Annotated in this window: 24 protein-coding genes and 5 tRNA genes; 10 read left to right on the top strand and 19 right to left on the bottom strand. The window is 60.7% G+C overall.

Annotated elements, in window-relative coordinates; genetic code table 11:
- Nucleotides 1-580 precede the first annotated feature (580 nt).
- From QCBJ_RS21335 to QCBJ_RS21320, 4 genes are all read right to left on the bottom strand, one after another.
- Nucleotides 581-886: a DUF6388 family protein gene (locus QCBJ_RS21335; RefSeq protein ID WP_064054729.1), complete on the bottom strand. Its 306-nt coding sequence runs from the start codon at nt 884-886 to the stop codon at nt 581-583.
- Nucleotides 887-1045: 159 nt separating this feature from the next.
- Nucleotides 1046-1118 (bottom strand) — tRNA-Thr (locus QCBJ_RS21330).
- 48 nt (nt 1119-1166) lie between these two features.
- Complete coding sequence (locus QCBJ_RS21325; protein ID WP_102061567.1) at nt 1167-2567, bottom strand: O-antigen ligase; 1401 nt, start codon at nt 2565-2567, stop codon at nt 1167-1169.
- Nucleotides 2568-2603: 36 nt separating this feature from the next.
- A complete protein-coding gene (locus QCBJ_RS21320; RefSeq protein WP_043206123.1) occupies nt 2604-3017 on the bottom strand; it encodes a pilin in 414 nt (137 codons plus the stop codon).
- Nucleotides 3018-3219: 202 nt separating this feature from the next.
- Between QCBJ_RS21320 and QCBJ_RS21315 the strand changes: the two genes are divergently transcribed.
- From QCBJ_RS21315 to yacG, 4 genes are read left to right on the top strand one after another with little or no spacing between them, the layout of a single operon-like run.
- A complete protein-coding gene (locus QCBJ_RS21315; protein ID WP_102061566.1) occupies nt 3220-4428 on the top strand; it encodes a type II secretion system F family protein in 1209 nt (402 codons plus the stop codon).
- Nucleotides 4425-5291 carry an A24 family peptidase gene (locus QCBJ_RS21310; protein ID WP_102061565.1) on the top strand — a complete coding sequence of 289 codons (867 nt, stop codon included), beginning with the start codon at nt 4425-4427 and terminating at the stop codon, nt 5289-5291. Before QCBJ_RS21315 ends, QCBJ_RS21310 begins: the two co-directional genes overlap by 4 nt.
- A complete protein-coding gene (coaE, locus tag QCBJ_RS21305; protein WP_012722158.1) occupies nt 5288-5911 on the top strand; it encodes a dephospho-CoA kinase in 624 nt (207 codons plus the stop codon). The genes QCBJ_RS21310 and coaE overlap by 4 nt, the downstream gene beginning before the upstream one ends.
- Nucleotides 5908-6108, top strand: a complete 201-nt coding sequence (yacG, locus tag QCBJ_RS21300) for a DNA gyrase inhibitor YacG (RefSeq protein ID WP_064054725.1) — start codon at nt 5908-5910, stop codon at nt 6106-6108. Before coaE ends, yacG begins: the two co-directional genes overlap by 4 nt.
- Here the strand turns inward: yacG and QCBJ_RS21295 are convergent.
- Together QCBJ_RS21295 and QCBJ_RS21290 are read right to left on the bottom strand one after the other, a co-directional pair.
- Nucleotides 6105-6320 carry a hypothetical protein gene (locus tag QCBJ_RS21295; protein WP_012722156.1) on the bottom strand — a complete coding sequence of 72 codons (216 nt, stop codon included), beginning with the start codon at nt 6318-6320 and terminating at the stop codon, nt 6105-6107. The two genes, yacG and QCBJ_RS21295, sit on opposite strands and share 4 nt — an antisense overlap.
- Nucleotides 6321-6395: 75 nt before the next feature.
- Nucleotides 6396-7085 carry an energy-coupling factor ABC transporter permease gene (locus tag QCBJ_RS21290; RefSeq protein WP_102061564.1) on the bottom strand — a complete coding sequence of 230 codons (690 nt, stop codon included), beginning with the start codon at nt 7083-7085 and terminating at the stop codon, nt 6396-6398.
- Between the two features lie 104 nt (nt 7086-7189).
- On the opposite strand from QCBJ_RS21290, the gene QCBJ_RS21285 reads away from it, so the two are divergent.
- The 3 genes from QCBJ_RS21285 to QCBJ_RS21275 are packed head-to-tail and all read left to right on the top strand — an operon-like array spanning nt 7190 to nt 9406.
- Complete coding sequence (locus QCBJ_RS21285; protein ID WP_010213242.1) at nt 7190-7819, top strand: DUF1780 domain-containing protein; 630 nt, start codon at nt 7190-7192, stop codon at nt 7817-7819.
- A gap of 54 nt (nt 7820-7873) precedes the next feature.
- Nucleotides 7874-8047: a DUF3094 family protein gene (locus tag QCBJ_RS21280; RefSeq protein ID WP_012722154.1), complete on the top strand. Its 174-nt coding sequence runs from the start codon at nt 7874-7876 to the stop codon at nt 8045-8047.
- A gap of 60 nt (nt 8048-8107) precedes the next feature.
- Entirely contained in the window at nt 8108-9406 is a 1299-nt protein-coding gene (locus tag QCBJ_RS21275) for an NAD(P)/FAD-dependent oxidoreductase (protein WP_012722153.1), read from the top strand.
- Nucleotides 9407-9538: 132 nt separating this feature from the next.
- Here the strand turns inward: QCBJ_RS21275 and QCBJ_RS21270 are convergent.
- The 7 genes from QCBJ_RS21270 to rluD form a co-directional block, all read right to left on the bottom strand.
- A tRNA-Pro gene (locus tag QCBJ_RS21270) sits at nt 9539-9615 on the bottom strand.
- Nucleotides 9616-9709: 94 nt separating this feature from the next.
- Nucleotides 9710-9785: transfer RNA gene (locus QCBJ_RS21265), tRNA-Lys, on the bottom strand.
- Between the two features lie 5 nt (nt 9786-9790).
- A tRNA-Pro gene (locus QCBJ_RS21260) sits at nt 9791-9867 on the bottom strand.
- A gap of 9 nt (nt 9868-9876) precedes the next feature.
- Nucleotides 9877-9952 (bottom strand) — tRNA-Asn (locus QCBJ_RS21255).
- A 316-nt stretch (nt 9953-10268) separates the two neighbouring features.
- Nucleotides 10269-12833: an ATP-dependent chaperone ClpB gene (clpB, locus tag QCBJ_RS21250; protein WP_012722152.1), complete on the bottom strand. Its 2565-nt coding sequence runs from the start codon at nt 12831-12833 to the stop codon at nt 10269-10271.
- A gap of 146 nt (nt 12834-12979) precedes the next feature.
- A complete protein-coding gene (gene pgeF / locus QCBJ_RS21245) occupies nt 12980-13705 on the bottom strand; it encodes a peptidoglycan editing factor PgeF (RefSeq protein WP_102061563.1) in 726 nt (241 codons plus the stop codon).
- The gene (rluD, locus tag QCBJ_RS21240) at nt 13702-14664 is read right to left on the bottom strand and encodes a 23S rRNA pseudouridine(1911/1915/1917) synthase RluD (RefSeq protein WP_010565584.1); all 963 of its coding nucleotides are present in this window, start codon (nt 14662-14664) and stop codon (nt 13702-13704) included. Before rluD ends, pgeF begins: the two co-directional genes overlap by 4 nt.
- 149 nt (nt 14665-14813) lie before the next feature.
- Between rluD and QCBJ_RS21235 the strand changes: the two genes are divergently transcribed.
- On the top strand, nt 14814-15839 hold the full coding sequence (locus QCBJ_RS21235; protein ID WP_012722150.1) for an outer membrane protein assembly factor BamD: 1026 nt from the start codon (nt 14814-14816) through the stop codon (nt 15837-15839).
- A gap of 124 nt (nt 15840-15963) precedes the next feature.
- Nucleotides 15964-16197 (top strand): PP0621 family protein, encoded by a 234-nt coding sequence (locus QCBJ_RS21230; protein WP_078046817.1) that lies wholly within the window; start codon nt 15964-15966, stop codon nt 16195-16197.
- Here the strand turns inward: QCBJ_RS21230 and thiO are convergent.
- The 5 genes from thiO to pilV all read right to left on the bottom strand — a co-directional run bounded on the left by thiO (nt 16184) and on the right by pilV (nt 19507).
- Entirely contained in the window at nt 16184-17293 is a 1110-nt protein-coding gene (gene thiO / locus QCBJ_RS21225) for a glycine oxidase ThiO (RefSeq protein ID WP_046034089.1), read from the bottom strand. The two genes, QCBJ_RS21230 and thiO, sit on opposite strands and share 14 nt — an antisense overlap.
- A 62-nt stretch (nt 17294-17355) precedes the next feature.
- Nucleotides 17356-17757, bottom strand: coding sequence for a type IV pilin protein (locus QCBJ_RS21220; protein ID WP_012722147.1), 402 nt, complete (start codon nt 17755-17757; stop codon nt 17356-17358).
- 22 nt (nt 17758-17779) lie between these two features.
- Nucleotides 17780-18310 carry a PilX N-terminal domain-containing pilus assembly protein gene (locus QCBJ_RS21215; protein WP_102061824.1) on the bottom strand — a complete coding sequence of 177 codons (531 nt, stop codon included), beginning with the start codon at nt 18308-18310 and terminating at the stop codon, nt 17780-17782.
- 7 nt (nt 18311-18317) lie between these two features.
- Nucleotides 18318-19025 (bottom strand): prepilin-type N-terminal cleavage/methylation domain-containing protein, encoded by a 708-nt coding sequence (locus QCBJ_RS21210; protein ID WP_093542243.1) that lies wholly within the window; start codon nt 19023-19025, stop codon nt 18318-18320.
- Complete coding sequence (gene pilV / locus QCBJ_RS21205) at nt 19022-19507, bottom strand: type IV pilus modification protein PilV (protein ID WP_043204762.1); 486 nt, start codon at nt 19505-19507, stop codon at nt 19022-19024. The genes QCBJ_RS21210 and pilV overlap by 4 nt, the downstream gene beginning before the upstream one ends.
- A gap of 193 nt (nt 19508-19700) precedes the next feature.
- Between pilV and QCBJ_RS21200 the strand changes: the two genes are divergently transcribed.
- Nucleotides 19701-20282, top strand: coding sequence for a GspH/FimT family pseudopilin (locus QCBJ_RS21200; protein WP_102061562.1), 582 nt, complete (start codon nt 19701-19703; stop codon nt 20280-20282).
- Here the strand turns inward: QCBJ_RS21200 and ispH are convergent.
- Entirely contained in the window at nt 20236-21183 is a 948-nt protein-coding gene (ispH, locus tag QCBJ_RS21195) for a 4-hydroxy-3-methylbut-2-enyl diphosphate reductase (RefSeq protein WP_012722142.1), read from the bottom strand. The genes QCBJ_RS21200 and ispH overlap by 47 nt on opposite strands.
- Between the last annotated feature and the right edge of the window lie 72 nt (nt 21184-21255).

Below are 21255 nucleotides of genomic sequence, written 5' to 3'. Positions count from 1 at the left end.
GTGAGCGGGCTTGCCCCGCGCTGGGCTGCGTAGCAGCCCCAATAAGGCCGCCGCGTTTTGTCAGGCAGAACGAGGTGGCAGGTGTTGGGGCGGCTTCGCAGCCCAGCGCGGGGCAAGCCCGCTCACTACAACGGCGTTTAAACGACTAGGTCATTCATCTCGCAATGCTCTTTCGGTGTCGATGCACCTTAGTATCCAGCACGTTCGAAAATGCGTGTGTGGTGAGCGGGCTTGCCCCGCGCTGGGGTGCGTAGCAGCCCCAACGAGGCCGCCGCGTTTTGTCAGGTAGAACGGGGTGGCAGGTGTTGGGGCCGCTTCGCAGCCCAGCGCGGGGCAAGCCCGCTCACTACAACGGCGTTTGAGTGACCAGGTCATTCATCTTGCAATGCTCTTTCGGTGTCGATGCACCTTAAGTATCCAGCGCGTTCGAAAATGCGTGTGTGGTGAGCGGGCTTGCCCCGCGCTGGGCTGCGTAGCAGCCCCAACGAGGCCGCCGCGTTTTGTCAGGTAGAACGGGGTGGCAGGTGTTGGGGCTGCTACGCAGCCCAGCGCGGGGCAAGCCCGCTCACTACAACGGCGTTTAAACGACCAGGTCATTCATCTCGCAATACTCTTCCCACTCGACACCCAGCACCTCGGCCGCCTCTCTATGCAAGGCCAGCCGTGCCGCTTCGAACTCTTCCGGTGTCGATGTGTACTTGAGGGTCAGCTCCCAGGGCTGGTAGCCCTGGCTTTCGGCCTCGTCCTCGAATGCCCACTGAATCTGGTCGCGCTGGTCATCGGCGCTCAGGTCCTTGATCTCTTCTTTAAGCTGCGGCGATTCCTCAAGGTATTTCTCGAGGGCTGCTTGATGCCGAACTTCCTGGGTCATTTCAGTCGTGGTCATGTCGTTCTCTTAGATCGAGGAATGGGGATGCATCTGGGTCATCAAGGTTGCGCAGATACAAAAGAGCGGGCGCAAATGCCGGCTCGTCTGGCCTTCAGAACCATTCTGGGATCATCTGAAAACATTGCCTTTGAAACGGTGGAACCTTTGTTGCCTTTTTGCCCGAGACAGGAATCGAACCTGCGACCTTCGCGTTACGAGTGCGCTGCTCTACCGACTGAGCTACACGGGCGGTGGGCTAAAGCTAGCACCGCATCGGAAGTCCGGCAACTTGCCGCCGTCAGCGAGCAATCACCCCTTGGGCCCAGAAGCGTGGCTGAAGGTAAGTGCCATGGGCGTCCAGGTACTGCTGCTGGGCTCGCTTGATGTGAGGTACGTCACGCACAGCGATCACGATCAACAGACCAACGGCCAACACGCTCAGTGTTTTCCAGATGCCCCAGGCGAATGACCGCTCGACACCGACAGCGGTTCGCCACACATGCAGCGCCATCAACCAGCCCACCACCAGCGCCAACCAGACTTGAGAGTTGGGCATCACCATCACACCGTCGACCATCGATTGCACCAGCGCACCGATCAGCGCGGCAAACAGACACAGCCGCAGCAGGTCTGCACGTTCGGCGCACTGCGCACGCTCACGCAGCACCCCGAGCGTGGCCCACCCGCCTCGCCACGCCAAAACCGTAACGCACAGCGCCGATGGCACCCCCCATTCACTGGCCCACTGCAGGATGGCCTGGTGGGGGTGAGCGGCAATCTTGTTGGCAACATCGGCAAAATGCATCGGCCCGAACCCCAACCATGGCCTCTCGACGAGCATGTACCAGGCCTGCCACCAGATCGGGCCGCGCCCCGACAGCGAGGTGGTGAGGCGATCGCCGGCAGCATTGGCGATCTCGATCCCCAGGTAATCCGCCAACACCGCAAACACCAGCCAATACAGCAACAGCCCGCCAAGCACTGCAGCGAGTTGCCAACCCAACCAGCGTCGGCCCCATGGCCCCAGCACTGCCAACACCCCACCCGCCGCGCCCATGCCGAGCCAGGTGCCACGCGTGCCGCCGCCGATCGCGATCATCCACCACACGCACAGCAACGCAAACACTGCAGCTTTGAGCGAGCGGGAGAGCGTGGGGATCAACAAGGGCAGCGCCAGCAGCGGCAGGGTGAACGTCTGGAATTGACCGTAGAAGCGTTTGTTGGAAAAGCCCGACAGCAACAGGTCAGGATCCAGCGTCCGCTCGGCACTGGCGAACGCAAGCACGCCCGCATACACGTATTGAACCGACTTGATCAGGCACAGCAGCACCACCACCATGATCAAGACGCGATCCAAAGGCTCGCCCCCGTGACGACGCAGCAAGGCAAACGCCACGGCAATCGCCCCGCAACTGACAAACAACGCCACTTCGGCAAACGCCCAGAGGGGCTGATGGGCCAGCGCTGATGACACCAGGCCCAGCACGATAATGAGCGTCAGGCCCAGTGCGGTGGGCCGGTCCGTCAACCGTTCAACGCGGACGACCGACAGCCCGTACAGCACCGCGCAGAACCCGACGGCGATCTGCATCGCCCGTTGCAAATCATGCCCACTGAACGGTGCACAAATCCCGACAACCAGCAGACACACCACTGTGACCAGAAAAATACTGCCGCGCTGCTGTACGGATAACGACATCGGCCACCTCTTACGTCCATGTTGACGGTTCAGCACTTATGCCCCGTCGGCGCCGCAGCCCTTGGCGACATATTTTGCGTCGGCGGTGGTGGTGCATTTCCAACCAGTGGTGGCATTGCGCGTCAGGCTGATGGTCTTGCCCAGCACCGGCGCTGGAGCGTCGAGTATTTCGCAGCTGATAGAGCCCGCACCCGTGCCTACATCGCCTGCCACGTCGATCTTGCAGTTGGCTGTCGGGCTGGTGCCGCCGATCAATGCGAGGGTCGGTACGGTGCCCTGGTTGAGGGTGTCTTCGTACCCGGGTTTCAACGCAGTGATTTCAGCCAGGCCTGCGGTGAACTTGGCCTTGGCCTGGTGGGTGGTGTACATGGGCAGGCCAATGGTGGCCAAAATGCCAATGATTGCCACGACGATCAACAGCTCGATCAGGGTAAAACCTTTTTGACGTATCACATTCACTCTCCAGGATAGAACTCATGACAAGGCGCGTCCTGCGCCCCGTATTTTGCAGCGGCGCCAGTGTACTCATCCGCAGGCGGTCAAGCGCCTGCAAGACGCACATTCTGACATTTTATCCTGCACTGCCAGCGTGTCCGAAGTCGTCACCTGACTACGCTATAAATCTTCGACGACCTCTGTGCGGAACCGTGACATGGACAACGCTGCAACGATCTACGCCTGGGAAGGCATCAACCGCAAAGGACGCAGGGTGTCCGGGCAAACCACGGGGCACAACCTTGCCCTGGTCAAGGCTCAGTTGCGCCGGCAAGGCATCAGCCCAGTGGCTGTGTACAAGAAATCCGCCTTGCTACCGAGCCTCGCGCCGTCGATCAAATCGGCGGACATCACCCTGCTAACTCGACAGCTGGCCACGCTGCTGAAGGCTGGAATCCCACTTCTACAAGCCTTCGACATTATCGGTGAAGGCTTCGAAAGCCGCCCTGTGCGCGAGCTGGTGCAGGGGTTGAAACAGGCAATCGCCGCCGGCACCAGCCTGGCCGAGGCGCTGCGCAAACAACCGCGCTATTTCGATGAGCTGTACTGCAACCTGGTGGCCGCCGGCGAACAGGCTGGCGCACTTGAAACGCTGCTGGAGCGCGTGGCGATCCACCGCGAAAAGAGCGAGCAGCTACGGGCCAGGATCAAAAAGGCCATGACCTATCCGATCGCAGTCCTGGTGGTCGCCAGCCTGGTCACCGGCGTGCTGCTGATACAGGTAGTGCCACAGTTCCAGAGTTTGTTCGCCGGGGTCGACGGCAAGCTGCCCGAGTTCACCTTGCAGGTCATCGCCCTCTCCGAGTTCACGCAAAAAGCCTGGTGGGTCGTGGCCCTGGGCATGCTTGCCGGAGGCTTGGGGTGGCGCCAAGCGTATCGCACCTTCCCTGATTTTCGTCTGCGGGTAGACGCCGGTTTGTTGAAAGCGCCCCTGGCAGGCAAACTGCTGAAAAAATCCGCAGTGGCCCGCTACGCCCGTACGCTTTCCACCACCTTCGCCGCCGGTGTTCCATTGGTGCAGGCGTTGGATTCCGTGGCCGGCGCCGCCGGTTCGGGGCCATTCAGACAGGCAATCGAGCATATGCGACATGATGTATCCACCGGTATGCAATTGAATCAATCCATGGCCGCCAGCGGCCTGTTTCCCGGCATGGCGATCCAGATGACGGCCATCGGCGAAGAGTCGGGCACGTTGGACCGCATGCTGGAAAAAGTCGCCAACCATTACGAGGTCGATGTGGACAACCTGGTCGATAACCTCACCAGCCTGATGGAACCGCTGATCATGGTGGTATTGGGGGGCATCGTCGGCGCGCTGGTGATCGCCATGTACCTGCCGGTCTTTCAGTTGGGGAGCGCGTTTTGAGCCTGCTATTGGTTGAACAGCCCTGGGCTTTTGTGGCGATGGCCGGGGTGCTGGGGCTGATCGTCGGCAGTTTTCTCAACGTGCTGGTGTGGCGCCTGCCGAAAATGCTCGAACGGGAATGGCGCGCCCAGGCCCACGAAGTGCTCGGCTTGCCCGCTGAGCCTGCCGGGCCGACCTACAACCTGATGCACCCCAACTCCTGCTGCCCGCACTGCAACCATCCGATACGCCCATGGGAAAATATCCCGTTGCTCAGTTACCTGTTTCTGCGCGGCCGCTGCGCCCATTGCCAAGGCCCGATCAGCGCCCGCTATCCACTCACTGAACTGGCGTGCGGGTTGATCTCGGCCTGGGTGGCCTGGCATTTCGGCTTTGGCTGGCAGGCGGGCGCGATGCTGGTGCTGAGTTGGGGCTTGTTGGCGATGAGCCTGATCGATGCCGACCATCAACTGTTGCCGGATGCGCTGGTGATGCCGCTGCTCTGGCTGGGACTGATCGTCAACGCGCTTGGCCTGCTGACGACGCTACCCGATGCCCTCTGGGGCGCGGTTATCGGGTACATGAGCCTGTGGAGCGTGTTCTGGCTGTTCAAGCTGGCCACCGGCAAGGACGGCATGGGCCACGGCGACTTCAAGCTGCTGGCACTGCTCGGTGCCTGGGGTGGCTGGCAGATCCTGCCGATGACACTGCTGATATCGTCGCTGGTCGGGGTGTTAGTGGGCTTGATTCTGATGCGCCTGCGCAAGGCCCGGGCGTCGACACCGATGCCGTTTGGTCCGTATCTGGCAATTGCCGGCTGGATTGCATTGCTCTGGGGTGGTCAAATAACCGACTTCTATTTGCAGTCTGTCGGTTTCAGATGACCACTTCTGTTGCAACACCCTGGATTCTAGGCCTCACCGGCGGCATCGGCAGCGGTAAAAGCGCAGCGGCCCAGCACTTTATCGACCTGGGGATCGACCTGGTGGACGCCGACCACGCGGCGCGCTGGGTGGTCGAACCTGGCCGGCCGGCACTGGCGCGCATCGCCGAGCATTTTGGTGCCGGCGTGCTGCAGCCGGACGGCCAGTTGGACCGAGGGGCATTGCGCAAGCTGATCTTTGAAGTACCCGAAGAGCGCCGTTGGCTGGAAGCCTTGCTGCACCCACTGATTGGCGATGAGATTCGTAGCCACCTGGCGCGCGCGAAGTCGCCTTACGCGATACTGGTGTCGCCGCTGCTGATCGAGTCCGGCCAGTACAGCATGACCCAGCGCATCCTGGTGATCGACGTGCCGCAATCGCTGCAGATTCAGCGTACCCTGCAGCGCGACGGCATCAGCGAACAACAGGTGCAGGCGATCCTCAAGGCCCAATCCAGCCGCGAAGACCGCTTGAACCATGCCGATGACGTGCTGGTCAACGACCAGGACCTTGCCTGGCTGCACAGCGAGGTCGAGCGACTGCACCACTTTTACCTTACTTTGCGTGGAGGCCGATCATGAGCCAACCCTTGACCGTCGACTGCCCAACCTGCGGCGCCCCCGTGGAATGGACAGCGACCAACCTCAACCGGCCGTTCTGCTCGGACCGCTGCAAACTCATCGACCTAGGCGCCTGGGCCGCTGAGGAACATAAAATTCCGGTGGCCCCGGATGCCGAAGACGAGCTGTTTTCCGAAGACCTTCCGCCGCGTCACTAAGGGCGCATAAAGGCATATTCCTGCTGGTCGTCGAGGTTTTCTGCAAGGTATTGCAGCTCGTCGGCCAGGTCTTCAAAGCTGCGCACGCCCTTGCTCTGCTGCACCACCGCGCTGAGCATGGCGCGCAGGGTCAAGCCTGGGTCGAAACCGATTTCCAGCGCCGCATCCTGGCTTCTGCGCAACTCCTGCCGTGCCCACTCATACACACTCATGATCTGTGCTCCCGCCTTGCCTAGGAAAATTTCGCAAAGCATGGGCCTGGTCGGCCGGGCGGGATTTGATCTGGGTCAACGCTCTGAATCGCCGTCCTTCCAGGGCGCAGAGAGGTAGCGCGTACGGTTGAAAGTCTCCAGCCATTCCGGGCAGAACACCACCAAGGCGCTGATGACCATGCCGTTGATGAAGGCTTCGGGAAAGATGATCAGCCACAGATAACCGACGAAATCCTCCAGCCATTCCGGCATGGCAAAACGACCGTCGAGCCACAAAAGCCCCAGCCCTAGTAGCAAGCACAGCAGCGCCGACAGCGCGGCCGCGAAAAAACCGGAACAGAAGATATACACAAAGGGATTGCGTGGCTGCGCACGCTCGACCAGCAGCGCGCAGGCTTCGGTGACCAGCACCGGCAGCACGATCAGCAGCAGGCCGTTGACGCCAAGTGCTGCAAGGTCCTGGCGCCCCAGCACCATCAGACCCAACTGGGCGGCAAAGCCACCGACGATGGCCAGGGGCCAATCCAGCAGCAGGGTCACGGCAGTCATGCCGATAAAGTGGTAGGACACCCCCGTATCAAAATCCCGCCGCACCAGCCACAGCATGAACAACGCGAACACGGTGCCGAACAGCAGATGCTGGCGCCGTCGGTCGGCAAACAGTTCGACCCAAGGTGAACGCAAGATGGCCCACGCCACCACAGGTGCGTACAACAGCCAGCCGATGCCCATTGTTGTCGGCGCTAACATGGCGGCACTGATCACGGCAGTACTCCCCCTGCGTCGGACACTAGTCGGATGATCAGTCTACACCGACGTTTCACAAGGGTACTTCCTGCGGTCATCATTTGGGCGCTAAGCTGCTAGCTATGGATGACTCTGATTACTTGCGCCTGCTCACCGTAGCGGCCGAACAAGCCAATGCGTTCTTGTCCAATGCCCGCAAATGGGAGCGTGAGCGTTGGGTCTGCCAGCGCCTGCTGCAAGGCTTGAACGTGCCCTACCGGGCCGAAGAATTCCACGCCGCCGGGCAAGAGCCGCCGGATGTGCTGTTTCGCGATGCCAGCTTCGAGGTGTTTTTCGTGCTGGACGAGGGCCGACGCTTGAATGACGAATGGCGCGACGAGTTGCTGCGCCGACGCAGCGCGTTCTCCCTGAGCCAGTTGGTGCGGCGCGAAGCCAAGCCGCGACGCATCCCGGCCCATGAGTTCTTACTGCGCCTGGCGCCCACGCTGCGCAAGAAGGCTCATAACTACAAAGAGCGCGGCATGGACCTGGGGGAACTGGATATCGTCGCCTTCACCAGCCTCAAGCGCGAAGTGCTCGACCTCAATAGCCACTTCCCGCCACCGACGGAATACCTGCGCCAGGGCTGGCGCTCACTGTCGCTGGTGGGGCCGACTTTCGCACGGGTGTTGTTCGCCCATCCGGATGCGCCGGATTTCTTGCGCAACAACCTGGGTCGCAGCATAGTGTTCGACGTGGGCATCAGCCTCTGAGCCCCCGGACTGTAACGTGGCGCCCTTTTGCAACGTCTACCTGACGAGGCCTTTATGACCAGCCGCCTGAACCCCGATGACCAACAGCATGTCGAAGAGTACCTGCAACTCTCCCAGAACCAAGTCGAGCGTAAGCCTTTCCGGCCGTGGCTGCTCCTTGGTGTGGTGTTGGCAGTGGTGATCGGCCTCGGCTTGCTGAGTCGCCTTTTGAGTTACCTGACGCTATGAGCTGCCTGGCGCTCGCGGGGGTAACTGCTCCGATTTCTTTTAGCCTTGCGAGATATCCCCATGACCCATCGTATTATTATCGTCGGCGGCGGCGCCGGCGGCCTGGAGTTGGCTACCCGCCTGGGTAAGACTCTGGGCAAGCGCGGCACCGCCAGTATCACGCTGGTGGACGCCAACCTGACCCATATCTGGAAGCCCTTGCTGCACGAAGTGGCAGCCGGTTCGCTGAACTCTTCGGAAGACGAACTCAATTATGTCGCCCAGGCCAAATGGAACCACTTCGAGTTCCAACTGGGGCGCATGAGCGGGCTCGACCGCGAACAGAAGAAGATCCAGCTGGCCGCCACCCTCGACGAAGAAGGCCGTGAGCTGGTGCCCGCGCGGGTACTGGGCTATGACAGCCTGGTGATCGCAGTCGGCAGCACTACCAACGATTTCGGTACCGAAGGCGCAGCGCAACATTGCCTGTTCCTCGACACCCGCAAACAGGCCGAGCGCTTCCACCAGCAATTGCTCAACCACTACCTGCGCGCCCATGCCGGGCAGACGGATGTGGTGGAAAAGATCAGCGTCGCCATCGTCGGCGCAGGGGCTACGGGGGTCGAACTGGCCGCCGAACTGCATAACGCCGCCCATGAGCTGGCCGCCTACGGCCTGGACCGCATCAAGCCGGAAAACATGCACATCACCCTGATCGAAGCCGGCCCGCGGGTACTGCCTGCACTGCCGGAGCGGATCGGCGTGCCGGTGCATAAAACCCTGGAGAAGCTTGGGGTGACGGTGCTGACCAACTCCGCGGTCAGCGAAGTGACTGCCGATGCGCTGATCACCAGCAGCGGCCAGGTCATCCCTGCGAGCCTCAAGGTATGGGCGGCCGGTATTCGCGCGCCAGGTTTCCTCAAGGACATCGATGGCTTGGAAACCAACCGCATCAACCAATTGCAAGTGCTGCCGACGCTGCAAACTACCCGCGACGAAAACATCTTCGCCTTCGGTGATTGCGCCGCCTGCCCGCAAGCGGGCACCGACCGTAACGTGCCACCACGGGCCCAGGCGGCTCACCAGCAAGCTTCACTGTTGGCCAAGTCGCTGAAATTGCGCATCGAGGGCAAGGACCTGCCGTCGTACAAGTACACCGACTATGGGTCGCTGATCTCGCTGTCGCGGTTCTCGGCGGTGGGCAACTTGATGGGCAACCTCACCGGCAGCGTAATGCTGGAGGGCTGGTTGGCGCGGATGTTCTACGTGTCGCTGTACCGCATGCACCAGATGGCGCTGTATGGGGTCTTCCGCACAGCGATGCTGATGCTGGGCAGCAAGATCGGGCGCGGGACTGAGCCACGTCTTAAATTGCACTGATAACTCGGTCTCGGATGGGACCTTGTAAAGGTGGGAGGGGGCTTGCCCCCTCCCACCTTTGCTTTGCGGTGAGCTCAGGATTTACGCGCACAAAAAAAATCCCCGTATCTTTCGATACGAGGATTTTTAATATGGTCGGGGTAAGGGGATTCGAACTCCTGACATCCTGCTCCCAAAGCAGGCGCGCTACCGGACTGCGCTATACCCCGGTAAAAAAAAGGCGACCTCTCAGTCGCCTTCTTCGATCAGCGCTTTTGGCCTCTGATCTTAAGATTCGATTCCAGCGTTAACTGGTCTCAAAAATGGTGGGTCGTGTGGGATTCGAACCTACGACCAATTGGTTAAAAGCCAACTGCTCTACCAACTGAGCTAACGACCCAAATATGGTCGGGGTAAGGGGATTCGAACTCCTGACATCCTGCTCCCAAAGCAGGCGCGCTACCGGACTGCGCTATACCCCGGTTTGAAATTGGCTCCGTGACCAGGACTCGAACCTGGGACCCAATGATTAACAGTCATTTGCTCTACCGACTGAGCTATCACGGAACTACATATTTCAAAGTGTTACTTATTTCAAAGCATTTTTACTGCGGTGTAACCTTCTCTTCGACCTTTCCGTATCGCTACGTTCGTGTCTCTGAGGCGCGCTATTCTACAATCTTAAAAAACCCTGTCAACCCTTTAAATTGCTTTTAAGACAATGATTTGCGCTTGTTTCTGATTTCTTCTTGGGGAGAAGAAACCCGTGGGCTGACGTTGCTGCGGGGCGCACTTTACAAGCCTTTGCCTTACAGTTCAACGCCCTATCGAAAAAAAAGGCCTCGCAAAGCGAGGCCTTCTCTTATTACCCAGCAGTTGGGGCTCAGTGGAAGACGATTTCGTCGTTTTCCACCGTTGCCGTAACGCTGGTCCCTGGCATAAAGCTGCCCGACAGGATCAGCTGGGCCAACGGGTTCTCGATCCAGCGCTGGATCGCACGTTTCAACGGCCGTGCACCATACACCGGGTCGTAACCCACCGCGATCAGCTTGTCCAACGCCTCCTGGCTCAGGTCCAGCGACAACTCGCGCTCGGTCAGACGACCACGCAGACGACCCAGTTGGATCTCGGTGATGCCCGCAATCTGATCCCGTGCCAAAGGCTCGAAGATCACCACTTCATCGACCCGGTTAATGAATTCCGGGCGGAAGTGCGTGGTCAAGGCATCCATCACCGCCGCACGCTGGGCTTCACGGTCGCCCACCAGTTCCTGGATCTGCGCCGAGCCCAGGTTGGAGGTCATCACGATCACCGTGTTGCGGAAGTCCACCGTACGCCCGTGGCTGTCGGTCAGGCGGCCATCCTCCAGCACTTGCAAGAGGATGTTGAACACGTCCGGGTGCGCCTTCTCGACCTCATCCAGCAGGATCACCGAGTAAGGCTTACGCCGCACGGCTTCGGTCAGGTAACCGCCCTCCTCATACCCCACATAGCCTGGTGGAGCGCCAATCAGGCGAGCCACCGAGTGTTTCTCCATGAACTCAGACATGTCGATTCGCACCATGGCCTCTTCAGTATCAAAGAGGAACTCGGCCAAGGCCTTGCACAGCTCGGTCTTACCCACACCGGTCGGGCCGAGGAACATGAACGAGCCGCTCGGACGATTTGGGTCGGACAAACCGGCCCGGGAGCGCCGCACCGCATTGGACACCGCCACCACGGCCTCTTCCTGACCGATGACACGCTGGTGCAACAGGCTTTCCATTTTCAGCAGCTTGTCGCGCTCGCCTTCGAGCATCTTCGACACCGGGATACCGGTCCACTTGGAGACGACTTCGGCAATTTCTTCCTCGGTCACCTTGCTGCGCAGCAACTGGTTCTCGCTTTTGCCGTGCTGGTCGACCATCTGCAGGCTGCGCTCCAGGTCCGGGATCACCCCGTACTGCAACTCAGCCATGCGGTTCAGGTCGCCTTTACGGCGGGCAGCTTCAAGTTCCTGCCGCGACTGCTCGATCTTTTGCTGGATCTGGGCAGAGCCCTGTACTTCGGCTTTTTCCGAGGTCCAGATTTCTTCCAGGTCCGAATACTCACGTTCCAGACGGACGATTTCTTCCTGGAGTTTTTCCAGGCGTTTCTTCGCCGCGTCGTCTTCTTCTTTCTTCAGGGCCTGGGACTCAACTTTCAGTTGAATCAGGCGCCGGTCCAGACGGTCGAGCACTTCCGGCTTGGAGTCGATTTCCATGCGGATACGGCTGGCCGCTTCGTCAATCAAGTCGATGGCCTTGTCGGGCAACTGACGGTCAGTGATATAGCGATGGCTCAATTTGGCCGCCGCAATGATCGCGCCGTCGGTGATCGCCACCTTGTGGTGGACCTCATAACGCTCTTTCAGGCCACGCAGGATGGCGATGGTGTCTTCTTCGCTTGGCTCTTCCACCAGCACTTTCTGGAAGCGACGCTCAAGGGCCGCGTCCTTTTCAATGTACTGGCGGTATTCGTTGAGCGTGGTCGCACCGACGCAGTGCAACTCACCGCGCGCCAACGCGGGCTTGAGCATGTTACCGGCGTCCATCGAACCTTCGCCTTTACCGGCGCCGACCATGGTGTGCAGTTCGTCGATAAACAGAATGATCTGCCCTTCCTGCTTCGACAGCTCATTGAGCAGGGATTTCAGGCGTTCTTCGAACTCGCCACGGAACTTGGCACCGGCGATCAACGACCCCATGTCCAGGGACAGCAGGCGCTTGCCTTTGAGGCCGTCCGGCACTTCACCGTTGATGATGCGCTGGGCTAGACCTTCGGCAATCGCGGTTTTACCCACGCCAGGCTCACCGATCAATACCGGGTTGTTCTTGGTACGACGTTGCAGCACTTGGATGGTGCGACGGATTTCATCGTCACGGCCGATCACCGGGTCAAGCTTGCCCTCTTCGGCGCGCTTGGTCAGGTCAACGGTGTATTTATCCAAGGCCTGGCGCGACTCCTCGTGGTTGGGGTCGTTCACCGCATCGCCGCCACGCAGGTTGTTGATGGCGTTTTCCAGTGCTTTCTTGCTCACGCCCTGACCCAGCAACAACTTGCCGAGCTTGCTGTTCTCGTCCATGGCCGCGAGCAGCACCAGTTCACTGGAGATGAACTGGTCACCTTTCTGCTGGGCCAGGCGGTCTGCCTGGTTAAGCAGGCGCGCCAGATCCTGCGACATATTCACGTCGCCGGTAGGATTTTGGATTTTCGGCAGTTGGTCGAGCTCTTTGCTCAACTCCTTGCGCAGGCTGTTGACGTCAAAGCCCACCTGCATCAGCAAGGGTTTGATAGAACCACCTTGCTGCTCCAGAAGCGCCTGCATCAAGTGCGCAGGCTCAATGGCCGGGTGGTCGAGGCCCACCGCCAAGGATTGAGAGTCAGACAGTGCCAACTGCAATTTGCTGGTTAAACGATCAATACGCATTAGTCACCTTCCTTTTGAGCAGGCCGGAGCTATAAAACATCCTGAATGAAGAAACCTGCCAGATACCCCTATAGATGGGGAGGATTCTGCAAGATTCAAGCGAGCGATGGTCGATATGGACCGGGTTTGACCCAGGTCAAGAGAGTCTAGCGTTCAAGCCAGATAAGCGAGGCGAAACGTCCGGTGCGGGGGCTGCGCCGGTAGGAAAAGAAGCGCGGGTCGGTCACCGTGCAGAACCCACCACCATAAACAGCCGTGACACCGCGCGCGGCGAGGCGCAAACGGGCGAGCTTATAGATGTCGGCCATGAACTTGCCGGTGTTGCGGCTGGGCACAAAGGCTTCGGCGGTGGCCGGCAGTTGCTGCATGAAGGCTTCACGCACTTCCGGGCCGACTTCAAAAGCTTGCGGACCAATCGCTGGGCCGAGCCAGACCAATACCTCATCAGGCTGGGCATCGAGGCTTTCGAACGCCGCTTCCAGGACGCCCGCCGCCAGCCCACGCCAACCGGCATGAGCAGCAGCCACACGGGTACCAGCACGGTTGCAGAACAACGCAGGCAGGCAATCGGCGGTCATGGAGGTGCAGGCGATGCCGGGGGTGCTGGTCCAGCTGCCATCCGCTTCGGCGGTGCGCGACGGATCGGCCTCAACCACGGTGACTCCGTGGACTTGGCGCAACCAGGCAGGCTGTATGTCGAATACATCGGTCAGACGACGGCGATTTTCAAGGACGGCCTCCAGGCTGTCCTCGACATGATCGCCCAGGTTGAGGCTGTCGAACGGCGCCAGGCTGACGCCGCCCGCACGCGTAGTGACGCAGGCTTTGACCTGGGCCGGTGCGGGCCAGTCAGGTATCAGCCAGTCACTCACCCGACAAACGCCTCGCGATCCTGCTTGAGCAACGACAACAACCAGACCAGATCGTCCGGCAGAGGCGATTCCCAGCTCATCCGCTTACCGCTCGTCGGATGGTCCAGCTCCAAGAAGCGTGCGTGCAGTGCCTGGCGCGGGAAGGTTTTCAACGACTCAACCATAGTTGCGCTGGCCGCCGGTGGAATACGGAAGCGCCCGCCGTAGGCCGGATCACCGACCAACGGGAAGTTGATATGCGCCATATGGACGCGAATCTGGTGGGTACGCCCGGTCTCCAGCTTGACCCGCACATGGGTGTGGGAGCGGAAACGCTCGAGCACACGGTAGTGGCTCACGGCCTGCTTGCCGCCCTCCATCACCGCCATACGCTGGCGCTGCTGGCCGTGACGACCGATTGGCGCGTTGATCTTGCCACCCGCCACCACCACGCCGATCACGATGCATTCGTAGATCCGGCTGACGCTGCGGCTCTGCAATTGTGTGACCAACTGCGTCTGAGCCTGAATGGTCTTGGCCACCACCATCAAGCCGGTGGTGTCCTTGTCCAGACGGTGCACGATGCCGCAGCGCGGGACGTTGATGATGTCCGGCACATGGTGCAACAGGGCATTGAGCAAGGTGCCATCAGCGTGCCCGGCCGCCGGGTGAACCACCAGGCCTGCGGGTTTGTTGATGACCAGGATGTCGTCGTCTTCATAGACGATATCCAGCTCGATGTCTTGGGCGACCCATTCTCCCTGGGCTTCCTGCTCGGCAGTCAGCTCAAGAATCGCACCACCATGGACTATGTCTCGCGGGCGGATAACCGCTCCATCCACAGTCAGGCGGCCGTCTTTGATCCAGGCGGAAAGGCGCGAGCGCGAGTGCTCAGCGAATAATTGTGCGGCGACTTGATCGAGGCGTTGGCCGCCCAATTCGGACGGCACCTCTGCGCGAAGTTCAATTTTATCGGACATGCTCAGACTAGGCGTGGCGTAGCCTTTGGTTTCGGCTGCGCGCTTGTGGTTAAATACGGCGTCTTTTGCCCCGAGGCTTTCAACGGGGCGCTCATCATAACAGGACGGCCCCGCCCAAGACAGCGGCCGTCATAGGGACGCAAGCCGCCATGCAAGTGAAACACCTGCTGCTGATCGCCATCCTCGCCATGACTGCTGCTTGCTCGTCAACAAAGGACGTCGTCGACGAAAACCTGAGCGAAGTCGAGTTGTACCAACTGGCTCAGAAAGACCTGGACAACAATAGCTACACCAGCGCCACAGCGAAGCTGAAGGCACTGGAGTCGCGCTATCCGTTCGGGCGTTATGCCGACCAGGCCCAGCTCGAACTGATCTACGCCAACTACAAGAACGCCGAGCCGGAAGCCGCCAAGTCCGCCGCCGAGCGTTTCATCCGCCTGCATCCGCAGCACCCGAACGTCGACTACGCCTACTACATGAAGGGCCTGACTTCGTTCGACCAGGACGTCGGCCTGCTGGCGCGCTTCCTGCCGCTGGACATGACCAAGCGTGACCCAGGCGCTGCCCGCGACTCCTACAACGAGTTCGCCCAGCTGACCAGCCGCTACCCCAACAGCCGCTACGCGCCGGACGCCAAGCAGCGCATGATCTACCTGCGCAACCTGCTGGCGTCCTACGAGATCCACGTGGCCCACTACTACCTGACGCGTCAGGCCTACGTAGCAGCCGCCAACCGTGGCCGTTATGTTGTCGAAAACTTCCAGGAAACCCCTTCCGTGGGTGACGGCCTGGCCGTGATGACCGAGGCTTACCAGCGTCTGCACCTGGACGAGCTGGCCAGCACCAGCCTGGAAACCCTCAAGCTCAACTACCCGGACCACCCAAGCCTGAAAGACGGCCAGTTCGTGCCTCAGGTTGCTGAAGCCGACAACCGTTCGTGGCTGAGCAAGTACACCCTGGGCCTGATCGAGTCCCGTCCACCGCTGCCGCCGGGCGAAACCCGCGCCAACCAGGACGTGATCAAGCAGTTCCAGGACGCCAAGGAAGCCATTCCTTCGGAGCTCAAGCCCCACGACGAGAACGGCGACGTAATCGAAGAGGAAGAGCCACAAGCCCAGGGCAACAACCAGGACCGCTCGTGGTTCAGCTACATGACCTTCGGTGTGTTCGACTGATTGCACCCTGCGTCATCAAAAAGGAGCCTTTCGAGGCTCCTTTTTTGTGGACGGTATTATTGCGCTGTGCGCCTGACACGTCCTTGGCTAAACTGGCGCATTCCTCGTCGAGAAACTGCCCATCATGCTTCGTTTATTGTTCTGGATTGCCGTCATTGCCGCCGCAGTATGGTTCTGGCGCAAATTCAAAAGCCCGGCCGCTAAACAGCAACGCTCCAGTGAACCTGGCGCTGCCCTGATGGTGCGCTGCGCCCACTGCGGCGTGCACTTGCCGCAGGATCGCGCCTTGAGCTCACGCCAGGAGTGGTATTGCACCCAGGCGCACCTGGAGCAAGGGCCGAAGTCTATCCAGCGTTGATCCGACCTTCGGGTGCATAAGGCGCCGGGTCGATGATCGGCGCACGCATCAGCAGCAAATCGGCAAACAACTGGCAGGACGCTGGCGCGAGCACCAGGCCGTTGCGGTAATGCCCGCAGTTGAGCCACAACCCCTTGAAGCCCGGCACCGGGCCGATGTAAGGAATGCCCTCCGGCGAACCGGGGCGCAATCCGGCCCAATGCCCGACGACTTCGGCGTCCGCCAGCGCGGGAATCAACTCCACCGCTGACGCCTTGAGGCTTTCAAGCGCCTTGTCGGTGGGCGTCTTATCGAAACCTTCATGCTCCAGAGTACTGCCGATCAGGATATGCCCGTCACGCCGAGGGATTGCATAACGCCCCTTGGCCAGCACCATGCTTGACAGGAAGTCCGAGGCGCATTTGTACAGAATCATCTGGCCTTTGACTGGCTCCACCGGAAGCGACAAACCCAGGGTGCCAAGCAACTCACCGCTCCAGGCTCCCGCCGCCAGTACTACTTGGTCGCCGAGAACCGGGCCCTGCGCCGTGTTCACACCCACCACGTTACCGGCGTCCACGACAAACCCGGTCACTTCGCACTGCTCATGAAGGGTCACGCCGGGTAACGCCAGCAGCGCTGCCTTGAGGGATTTGACCAAGCGCGGGTTGCGCACATTGGCGACGTTGGCCATATAGATCGCCTGGGAATACCCGCCACCCAGCACCGGAACGGCGTCATGGGCGGCCGAGATGTCCACTTTACTCAGGGGACGGCCTTCCCGTGCCGCCCAGGCCAGGGCTTCGGCTTCGTCGTCCAGGTCCAGCCAGTACAGCCCTGTGGTGTGCACCTCTGGGTCGACACCCGTCGCAGCAAACAAGTGCTCCGCCAGCTGTGGATAGAAATCCTGTGACCAATGGGCCAGCGCCGTGACCGCCGGGCTATAGCGCCACGGATACAAGGGCGAGACGATGCCACCACCGGCCCAGGATGACTCCTGCCCCAATCCCGCGCGCTCCAGCAGCACAACCGCCTGCCCTTGGGTGGCCAGGTTGAACGCCGTCAACAAGCCGATGACTCCGCCACCGACAATCACCACTTGCTGTTGCTTAGCCATCATTTGATCCAGCCGATAAATAGGAACAAGCGCGCCCGGCGCCCAATCATCCAGAACCCTCATCATTGCCCCCAGCACAGCTTGCGGGACATGTCAGGTGCCGCGCCCGGATTCGTCCGCGCGCCCGTGCCGGTCAGACCGTAGTCGCCGCAAGGGTCACCGGCCATCACCGAATCGACGACCGGCGTGGCCAGCAGCTGAAAATCCTGGGGGTTCAATGCAGCGGTGATTCTATAGCGATCATTGCCCCCACTGACGCTGCTTGCGTCAATAAAAGTGCCGTTCCTCGCATAAAATCGCTCCAGGTAGTGAGCCTGCTCGGTCAATAGCGCGACGATCTCAGCGCGATACACCTTTTTGAGATGGCCGGTATACCCAGGGTAAGCAATCCCGGCCACGACCGCGGTGATCGCCACGGCGATGAGTAGCTCGATCAGGGTAAAGCCTTGGCTGTCCATGCCCATTCCAATTGCTCCTTATGTGCGTCTATTGAAGTTGTCGCCATGCCACTCGCCGAAAACGCGAATTGCCCTCCTGTTCTGTCCGCGCGTAGACGCTCTCCAATACTGTGCGCAATTGGCCGCTTAGCCCGACTGCCGTCACTCGATACACCGCCGCCGGCGTTTGCGGTGGCAGGTGCGCCAGCCCTACAGCCGGCCCCAGGAATTGAATGCCGTACAGACCGCCTGTCAGCGCAACCCAGGTGACGCCCGAACCAGGGTCCACTCCGGGCGCAAGCACCGAAAAGGCCGCCTGCGGTGGCGCACAGGTGACAATCGACCGGCACAAGGGCAGTGTCGAAAATGACTGTTGTATCGCTGACTCTCCGCGCCTCAAGCCACTCTCGGCACTTTGCAGCGACTGATTACGGTGCCAGAGGCTGCCCGTGATCTTTTGCTGAATGACCGCGCCCTGCATCGATGACAAACCGATCAGCGACAACAGCAACAGGAACACCAGGCTGATCAGCAGCACCATGCCGGCCTGGCGGAAACGAATCGCCTTTGTGAGCACCATGGCCGCCCTACCCCACACGGTTACGCAGCGCCGCCACGACGCTGTAGGTTTGATCTTTGACCCGGCCGCCCGGGTCTTGCAGGGTCATCAGGATGCGCACACTGCGTATCAGCGACGCGTCGGCCGGCCTGGCGTCGTAGCGCTCCACCTCCATCGAGGTGGGCTTGGCGGCCACGCCAAAACTGAGATCGAACGCCTGCACGTTATCCACCAGTACCGCCTTGGCGGGCGAGGCAGGCGTGCTGACCTTCAATTGGCCCGCTTCGAAGGTGTAGGTCAGCTGACGCAGTGCAAAACGGATCTGTCCGGGGGCAGGCGCGGGGGCGTTTCCGGTATAGGCCTGGGCGGTCCCGGTGCAATCGGACAACACCATCCAGTCCGGCTTACCATTGCCATCGCCGACATCCGTGGTCACCAGCGTCAGCGATTGTGAATCCCCCCCGACACTCCAGCTGACCGGCCGATCAAAAGCCGGTGGAGCATTCTCGATAAACCCGGTGGCCAAACAGCCAAACATGCCCGCCTGACGGATATCCTGGAGCAACTTACCCAGCACAAACCGCGCATCATCCTGCAGCAACAGAGCGGCCTGCTGGCTGGCGTGGGTGGTGCTGGAGTTGATCGCCACCTGGCTGACACCGAGGACCAGCACCAACCCCAAGGCCAGAGCCAGCAGCAACTCCACCAGGCTGAAACCTCGAGCACGCCGCCTCACTGCGCCACCGCCGGCTCATCGCCTATGCGGCTGGTCAGGGTGAAGGTTTCCCGGGCACCCGGCCTGTTTGTGCCTCGACTGTCGTCCCAGCTGATACTGACGACCACCTCACGCCCACTGACCGACACCGAGCCTTTGGCGCTCTCCCCGGCAAATCCGAGAATATTGGCCTCGAAATCGTGCAGGTCCAGGTCGCGCACGTTGGCGGTAGCGGTATTGGCCAGCGCACGCTCAGCTCGGCCCCACGTGTAATCGGCGGCGGCATTGGCGCGGATTCGGTCGAGCATGTCGTAGGCAATGAAACTGGCCTGGCTGGTCATTCTGGAACTGTCCGTGTATTTGAGCGCATTGAGCTGGATCACCGCCGCGCCCAGCAGGCCGATGGCCAGAATCAGTACCGAGACCAGCACCTCGATCAGCGTCATGCCGGTTTGTTGCCGGGTTAAGGCGTGGGGCAAACAGGTGTTCGTGCAGACAAGCATTACCGTCGTCATCCGTGTCGAGGTCCGAAAAAGAGCAGGTGAAACCTGCTGTGCGGCCCAAGACTAGCGCCGGTTTTTCGCCTGCGCTGCTCCAGGAACAAAGGGAAATACTTTGGACATAAAGGCCATCATTCAACGCTATCGCTTGAGCGCTATACCTAGGGCTGCACCCACATCCACGGAGGGATGACACATGCAGCAACGAGGCTTCACCCTGATCGAACTGCTGCTCGGACTGATCGTGAGTGGCATCCTGGCCAACCTGGCAGTGCCCAGCTTCAAGAGCCTGTTGGAATCACAGCAGCGATACAGTGCGGCGCAATCCTTGGCCGGCGGGCTACGCTACGCACGCGCCGAGGCCGTCGCACGCAACCGTCCGGTGGTCATTCACGCATTGGAAGATGATTGGAGCCTGGGTTGGCGGGTAATCGTGGACGTCAGCGGACGCGGCCACTTGGACGATGACAACCCGGTGCTGCTGGAGCGCCAAGACAGTGGGCGGGGTCCGATCGTGGGCAATGGACCGCTCAAGAGCCAGGTTCGCTTCAGCGGCCTGGGCGAGCCGATATTTTCAGGCGGCGGATTCCGTGCCGGCACTGTGCATGTGTGCGCCAGGGAGCAGGCGCAGAGCCTGCATCAGATCGTGCTGGCGCCCAGCGGGCGGATCAGCCTGCGCAGCGACAGTGCCGAGCAGGCGCTGTGCCGGAATCAATCCGGCAGCCGGGCACTCAGAGCAATGAGCGAACCCGCAGCTCCTTGGGCATGGAGAACGTGATGTTCTCCTCGCGACCGGCCAGTTCATCAGCACCGGTCGCCCCCCAGGCGTGCAGTTGCTGGATAACACCGCGCACCAGCACTTCGGGGGCCGAAGCGCCTGCCGTGATGCCGATACGCTCGACCCCATCGAACCAGCTGCGCTGCATGTCTTCAGCGCCGTCGATCAGGTACGCAGGTGTTGCCATGCGCTCAGCCAACTCACGCAGGCGGTTGGAGTTGGAGCTGTTGGGGCTGCCGACAACGAGGACCACATCGCATTCATCGGCCAGTTGCTTGACCGCGTCCTGTCGGTTCTGGGTGGCGTAGCAAATATCGTCCTTGCGCGGCCCGCCGATGGCCGGGAAGCGACTGCGCAGCGCGTCGATCACGCGGCTGGTGTCGTCCATGGACAGGGTGGTCTGGGTCACGAATGCCAGGCGCTCGGGGTTCTGCACCTGCAGGTTGGCGACGTCTTTTTCGTCTTCCACCAAGTAAATGGCGCCGCCATTGCTGGCGTCGTACTGGCCCATGGTGCCTTCGACTTCCGGGTGGCCGGCGTGGCCGATCAGGATGCACTCGCGACCGTCACGGCTGTAGCGTGCGACCTCGATATGGACCTTGGTGACCAGTGGGCAGGTGGCATCGAAGACTTTCAGGCCACGGCCTGCCGCTTCGGTACGCACTGCCTGGGACACACCGTGGGCGCTGAAAATGACGATAACGTCATCCGGCACCTGGTCCAGCTCTTCGACAAAGATGGCGCCGCGGGCGCGCAGGTCTTCGACCACGAATTTATTGTGGACGACTTCATGGCGCACATAAATCGGCGGCCCGAAGACTTCCAGGGCGCGGTTGACGATTTCAATCGCCCGGTCCACGCCAGCGCAGAAGCCACGGGGGTTGGCGAGTTTGATTTGCATGCTGTGCCTCGTGTCTTGCAGCCGTTTTGGGTCAGGCGTGACGCTAACCCAACTGACAATGAAGATCAAAGG

It is taken from the genome of Pseudomonas sp. QC2 (assembly GCF_002859085.1).
Classification (GTDB): Bacteria; Pseudomonadota; Gammaproteobacteria; order Pseudomonadales; family Pseudomonadaceae; genus Aquipseudomonas; species Aquipseudomonas petroselini.
Note: the sequence above shows the minus strand (reverse complement) of the source record. Positions and strands in the feature narration are given on the sequence as shown.

What these genes read in the sequence shown, in the direction of transcription:
- QCBJ_RS21335 (WP_064054729.1), bottom strand. Translation starts at nt 886, where the DNA reads ATGACCACGACTGAAATGACCCAGGAAGTTCGGCATCAAGCAGCCCTC.
- QCBJ_RS21285 (WP_010213242.1), top strand. Translation starts at nt 7,190, where the DNA reads ATGGATGACTCTGATTACTTGCGCCTGCTCACCGTAGCGGCCGAACAA.
- QCBJ_RS21215 (WP_102061824.1), bottom strand. Translation starts at nt 18,310, where the DNA reads ATGGTGCTCACAAAGGCGATTCGTTTCCGCCAGGCCGGCATGGTGCTG.
- QCBJ_RS21280 (WP_012722154.1), top strand. Translation starts at nt 7,874, where the DNA reads ATGACCAGCCGCCTGAACCCCGATGACCAACAGCATGTCGAAGAGTAC.
- clpB (WP_012722152.1), bottom strand. Translation starts at nt 12,833, where the DNA reads ATGCGTATTGATCGTTTAACCAGCAAATTGCAGTTGGCACTGTCTGAC.
- QCBJ_RS21325 (WP_102061567.1), bottom strand. Translation starts at nt 2,567, where the DNA reads ATGTCGTTATCCGTACAGCAGCGCGGCAGTATTTTTCTGGTCACAGTG.
- QCBJ_RS21220 (WP_012722147.1), bottom strand. Translation starts at nt 17,757, where the DNA reads ATGGGCATGGACAGCCAAGGCTTTACCCTGATCGAGCTACTCATCGCC.
- yacG (WP_064054725.1), top strand. Translation starts at nt 5,908, where the DNA reads ATGAGCCAACCCTTGACCGTCGACTGCCCAACCTGCGGCGCCCCCGTG.
- QCBJ_RS21295 (WP_012722156.1), bottom strand. Translation starts at nt 6,320, where the DNA reads ATGAGTGTGTATGAGTGGGCACGGCAGGAGTTGCGCAGAAGCCAGGAT.
- QCBJ_RS21315 (WP_102061566.1), top strand. Translation starts at nt 3,220, where the DNA reads ATGGACAACGCTGCAACGATCTACGCCTGGGAAGGCATCAACCGCAAA.
- rluD (WP_010565584.1), bottom strand. Translation starts at nt 14,664, where the DNA reads ATGTCCGATAAAATTGAACTTCGCGCAGAGGTGCCGTCCGAATTGGGC.
- ispH (WP_012722142.1), bottom strand. Translation starts at nt 21,183, where the DNA reads ATGCAAATCAAACTCGCCAACCCCCGTGGCTTCTGCGCTGGCGTGGAC.
- QCBJ_RS21275 (WP_012722153.1), top strand. Translation starts at nt 8,108, where the DNA reads ATGACCCATCGTATTATTATCGTCGGCGGCGGCGCCGGCGGCCTGGAG.
- coaE (WP_012722158.1), top strand. Translation starts at nt 5,288, where the DNA reads ATGACCACTTCTGTTGCAACACCCTGGATTCTAGGCCTCACCGGCGGC.
- pilV (WP_043204762.1), bottom strand. Translation starts at nt 19,507, where the DNA reads ATGCTTGTCTGCACGAACACCTGTTTGCCCCACGCCTTAACCCGGCAA.
- QCBJ_RS21235 (WP_012722150.1), top strand. Translation starts at nt 14,814, where the DNA reads ATGCAAGTGAAACACCTGCTGCTGATCGCCATCCTCGCCATGACTGCT.
- thiO (WP_046034089.1), bottom strand. Translation starts at nt 17,293, where the DNA reads ATGGCTAAGCAACAGCAAGTGGTGATTGTCGGTGGCGGAGTCATCGGC.
- QCBJ_RS21200 (WP_102061562.1), top strand. Translation starts at nt 19,701, where the DNA reads ATGCAGCAACGAGGCTTCACCCTGATCGAACTGCTGCTCGGACTGATC.
- QCBJ_RS21230 (WP_078046817.1), top strand. Translation starts at nt 15,964, where the DNA reads ATGCTTCGTTTATTGTTCTGGATTGCCGTCATTGCCGCCGCAGTATGG.